At 62.3% G+C, this 4,554-nt stretch carries 5 protein-coding genes; 4 read left to right on the forward strand and 1 reads right to left on the reverse strand.

All coding sequences use genetic code 11. The annotated features are described in order from the left end of the window. The 3 genes from EOA36_RS28430 to EOA36_RS28440 form a co-directional block, all read left to right on the forward strand. On the forward strand, positions 1-998 hold a 998-nt coding region (locus EOA36_RS28430), incomplete at its 5' end, for a peptidase C39 family protein (RefSeq protein ID WP_127280354.1). Then, the gene (locus tag EOA36_RS28435) at positions 998-2,461 is read left to right on the forward strand and encodes a RimK family protein (protein WP_127280355.1); all 1,464 of its coding nucleotides are present in this window, start codon (positions 998-1,000) and stop codon (positions 2,459-2,461) included. The genes EOA36_RS28430 and EOA36_RS28435, both read left to right, overlap by 1 nt. A gap of 16 nt (positions 2,462-2,477) precedes the next feature. Then, on the forward strand, positions 2,478-2,750 hold the full coding sequence (locus EOA36_RS28440; protein WP_127280356.1) for a DUF3303 family protein: 273 nt from the start codon (positions 2,478-2,480) through the stop codon (positions 2,748-2,750). 16 nt (positions 2,751-2,766) lie between these two features. Here EOA36_RS28440 and EOA36_RS28445 read toward each other — a convergent pair whose 3' ends face one another. Further along, entirely contained in the window at positions 2,767-3,684 is a 918-nt protein-coding gene (locus tag EOA36_RS28445) for a LysR substrate-binding domain-containing protein (RefSeq protein WP_127280357.1), read from the reverse strand. Between the two features lie 112 nt (positions 3,685-3,796). Here EOA36_RS28445 and EOA36_RS28450 point away from each other — a divergent pair. After that, positions 3,797-4,554 (forward strand): fatty acid desaturase (locus EOA36_RS28450; protein ID WP_127280358.1); only part of this gene is annotated, 758 nt, incomplete at its 3' end.

Here is a 4,554-nt window from a genome sequence, read left to right on the forward strand (position 1 = left end):
TCCGCCAGTTCATCGAGCGCGAGACCGCCGAGACGCTGGTCGCCGAAATCGATGGCCGCGTCGGCGGTTACGCGATCGTGCTTTTTCGCAAGGGCAGCGGCGTGGCACGGCTCTATTCCATAGCCGTCGGACCGTTTTTCGGCGGGCTCGGCATAGGCCGCCAATTGCTGTCCGCGGCCGAAGAGGCAGCCTTCGAACACGGCCGCATGATGCTGCGTCTCGAAGTGCGCGAGGACAATGGCCGTGCCATCCGCATCTACGAGCAGGGCGGATACCGCAAGATTGGCCGGGAGCCGGGTTACTACGAGGACGGCGCGACGGCGCTGCGCTATGAAAAGACCCTGCGCGGCGACCTTCCGGTCGCCACCAGGGTGCCATTCTATCAGCAGACCTGCGAGTTCACCTGCGGTCCATGCTGCCTGATGATGGCCATGGCCAATTTCGATCGTGGCTTCGTACCCGACCCGGTGATGGAAATCCGACTCTGGCGCGAGGCGACGACCGTCTTCATGATGTCCGGGCCGGGCGGCTGCGAACCATTCGGTCTGGCTGTCTCGGGGTATGAAAGCGGGCTCGCGGCGGAAATCTTTGTTTCCTTCTACGGCGCGTTGTTCCTGCAATCGGTGCGTAGCGAGGACAAGCGCCGGATCATGGAATTGGCCCAGGTCGACTTTCGCCGCCGAGCGGAACTTTACGGTATCCCGGTGAATTACCGTCCGTTCACCATCGACGATATCAGGGCGGCTCTCGCCGGGGGCAAACTCGTGCTGGTGCTGATCAGCGGCTTCCTGATGTTCGGCAAGAAGGTGCCGCATTGGGTGCTGGCCATCGGCGATGATGGCGACCATATTCTGATCCACGATCCGTGGGTCGAGGATGAAAGGCAGGAAACCATCCTTGATGCCGCCAACATTCCCGTGCCTTACGGCATCTTCATGAACATGGCGCAGTTCGGCCGCGACGGACTGCGTGCCGCCATCACTTTGGGAAAGAGATAATGACCTGGGTCATTCTTACCGGCAGGCAAAGCGATCTCGACCAGGTGGCGACACCGCACAAGATCATCACCAATCGCGACTATCTCGCGCATCCCTCGCTGTTCCGCGGCCAGCGGCCGAAGGTCATCAACCTGTCGAACAATTACGGCTACCAGAGCCGCGGCTATTACGCGTCGCTGCTGGCGAGTTCGCGCGGCCACAAGGTCATCCCGACCGTCGAGACGATGATCGACCTGTCGGAGCGCAAGCTCTACGAGCACGCCTTGCCGGAACTGGAACTGGCGCTCAACAAATGCCGCAAGGACCTCGGCGGCGTATTTCCGGCGAAGGTCTGTATCTTCTTCGGCATCGGCCCGTCCAAGGTCTGGGACCGTTTTGCCAAGCTGTTGTTCGACTGGTTCCGGGCGCCGGCGCTCGAAGTCCACATCAAGGACAGCGCCGAATGGGCCTCGATCCGCAAGATCGGCTTCCACCCGCTGGCGCGGATGACCGAGGACGAGGAAAAAAGCTTCATCCAGTGCCTGGAGACCTACACCAACCGAGAGTGGCGCGACACCAAGGGCCGGACGCCGGCGCGCTACACCTTCGCCACGCTGGTCGATCCGCATGAGGAATTGCCGCCGTCGGAAATCTCCTCGCTGCGCTACTGGGCCAAGATCGCCGAAAAGATGGGGGTCGAAATCGAGCCCATCACCAGGAAGGATCTCGCCAAGCTCGCGAATTACGACGCGCTGTTCATCCGCGAGACCACCTCGATTTCCAATCACACCTATCGTTTCGCCCGCCGCGCCCAGCAGGAAGGCATGCCTGTCATCGACGACCCGCTGTCGATGATCCGCTGCACCAACAAGGTCTATCTCAACGAACTGATGGCCTACAACAAAGTGCCGGTGCCGCCCACGGTGATGATCGCCGGCGCCTCTGATCTCGAACTCGCGGCGCAGACGCTGGGTTTTCCCCTGGTGTTGAAGATCCCGGATTCGTCGTTCTCGCGCGGTGTCAAGAAATGCGCCAATTTCGAGGAACTGAAGACGCTTGCCACCGAATGGCTCGAGGATTCCGATCTTCTGATCGCGCAGAAATTCATCCCGACCGAATATGACTGGCGCGTCGGCGTGCTCGGCGGCCAGCCGCTGTTTGCCGTGCACTATCTGATGGCCAAGAAGCATTGGCAGATCGTCAACCACAAGGCCAATGGCAAGCCCGACCAGGGCGGCATCAAGACCTTCACGCTGAAGGAGACGCCGTCTCATGTCGTCGAGACGGCGGTGAAGGCGGCGCGCTGCATCGGCGACGGCCTCTACGGTGTCGACCTCAAGGAGACCAAGGACGGCGTCTTCGTCATCGAGGTCAACGACAACCCCAACCTCGACCATGGCTGGGAGGATTCCGGCGAGAAGGACGAAGTCTGGGTGCGGTTGACGCAGTGGTTCCTGGAGCGGCTGGACAGGCCGGGGCGGTAATCAACCGAGGGAAGAGATGCTGTTCATCGTCATCGAGGATTTCACCGGCTGCGACCGCAAGGAAATCTATCGCCGGTTCCGCGACCGGGGCCGCCTGAAGCCGGAGGAGCTTGTCGTGCATCATAGCTGGATCGCGGCCGATATGAGCCGCTGTTTCCTGCTGGTGGAGGCCGATGATGTCACGCTCCTGCAGCGATGGGTCATCGAATGGGCTGATCTGGTCGAGTTCGAGATCGTGCCCGTGGCGGCCAACAAGGACATGGTGGCGGCCTTGAGCGGGCACCTCTGACCATCGCCCTCCTGGGTCAGCGCAGCGCCGGGGAGTCCACGGCGCGCCGGCATTCATCGATCAGCCAATCGCGGAACGCGGCCACGACATCGCGCCTTGCGCTTCGCTCCGGGACAGTCAGGCAGTAGGGCTGTCGCAGGGCGATTGCGCTCGCGGCGGGCCGCACCAGCCTGCCGTCCTCCACCGCCTCGGCACAGTAAATCCCTTGCGCCAGCGCCACGCCCAACCCCGAAATCGCGAGGTCGAGGGCCGCGCGCGACGAATTGGCCGACAGGCCGCGCCGCAATGCCCGGCCAGATTGGGCATTCGTCGCCTCGAACCAGTTGCGCCAGGACGGAAACGAAGCGCCGGTCGGTCCCCAATCCGTGTGGATCAGCGGCAGCCCGGCGAGCGGCTCGCCGCCTGCCTTGATCATGCCGGCAAGCTTTGGCGCGCAGACCGGATAGACCGCGTCCCTGGCAATATTCTCGGTCGGATGTTCGCGATAGTGCGGACCGTAGGAGAGCCTGATGTCGATCAGTTCGCGGTCGAACGGCACCGGGTCGTCATCGCCCCGCACCGATATGTCGGCGGCGCCATGGCTTGCGACGAAGCCGGCCAGACGCTGCGAAAGCCAGCCCATGGCCATGGATGGCGGCACCGATACGACCAGACGCGGGCGGAATGCATCGCCGCCCAGTTCGCGCGAGACGCTGCCGATCTCCTGGAAAGCCACGGTCAGCCGCGGCAACATTTCCACGCCCGCCTCGGTGAGGACAACGCGCCGGTTGACCCGCTGAAACAGCTTGCGGCCCATCTGCTCCTCCAAGGTGCGGATAAGCTGGCTGACGGCGGCAGCCGAGACCGAAAGTTCTTCCGCCGCCGCGGCAAAGCTGCCCGTACGTGCGGCGGCTTCGAAAGCCTGGAGCCCTTTCAGGGATGGGGATGTGACCATGATCGCCAGATAGATAAGCTTAGCTTATCCAAATCGCAGGAATCGTCGTTTTTGGAAAGCTTTTTTGCGGAATAGAGTGGTCTTCATCAATCTCCAGCCTGGATCGAGGCCGATGGACCATCGCGACATCATCGCGTCACTGACGACAGAAGAGCGCAATCGCCTGACGGCCAAATCGGATGTCGCGGGCCTGTTCCAGCTCGGCGCTCACTTGGGTGCGATTGTCATCATTGGATCGCTGATCGCGGCCGAGGTGCCGTTCTGGCCATTGCTGATGCTGCCGCAAGGCATCCTGATCGTGTTCCTGTTCACGCTGCTGCACGAGTCGGTTCACCGCACGGCTTTCAATACGCAGCGGCTGAATGACGGCGTGGCGCGGCTGTGCAGCCTGGCCATCGGGCTGCCCGCCGACTGGTTCCGCTACTTCCACTTCGCTCACCACCGGTACACGCAGGATCCGGAAAACGATCCCGAGCTTGCCTTCCCGAAGCCTGAGACCTTGCGGCAATACATTGTCCACGTCTCGGGCCTGCCGGTGTGGTGGGGGCATTTCAAGACGCTGTACACCAATGCGCGTGGGGACTGCCACGATAGCTATGTGCCGCCAAAGGGCCTGCCCAAAGTGCGCGCCGAGGCACGTGCGATGATCGGGTTCTATGTCGTGGTCCTGGCGCTTGCCATCTGGTTCGAGGCAACGGTGCTGTTCTATGTCTGGATCTTGCCGGCTCTGCTCGGACAGCCATTCCTGCGGCTTTATCTGCTGGCCGAGCACGGCCGCTGCCCGTTCGTCGCGAACATGCTGGAAAACACCAGGACGACGCTGACCAATTGGGCGGTGCGCAAGCTGGCCTGGAACATGCCGTTCCATGC

The organism is Mesorhizobium sp. M8A.F.Ca.ET.021.01.1.1, assembly GCF_003998025.1.
In the GTDB taxonomy this organism is placed as follows: Bacteria; Pseudomonadota; Alphaproteobacteria; order Rhizobiales; family Rhizobiaceae; genus Mesorhizobium.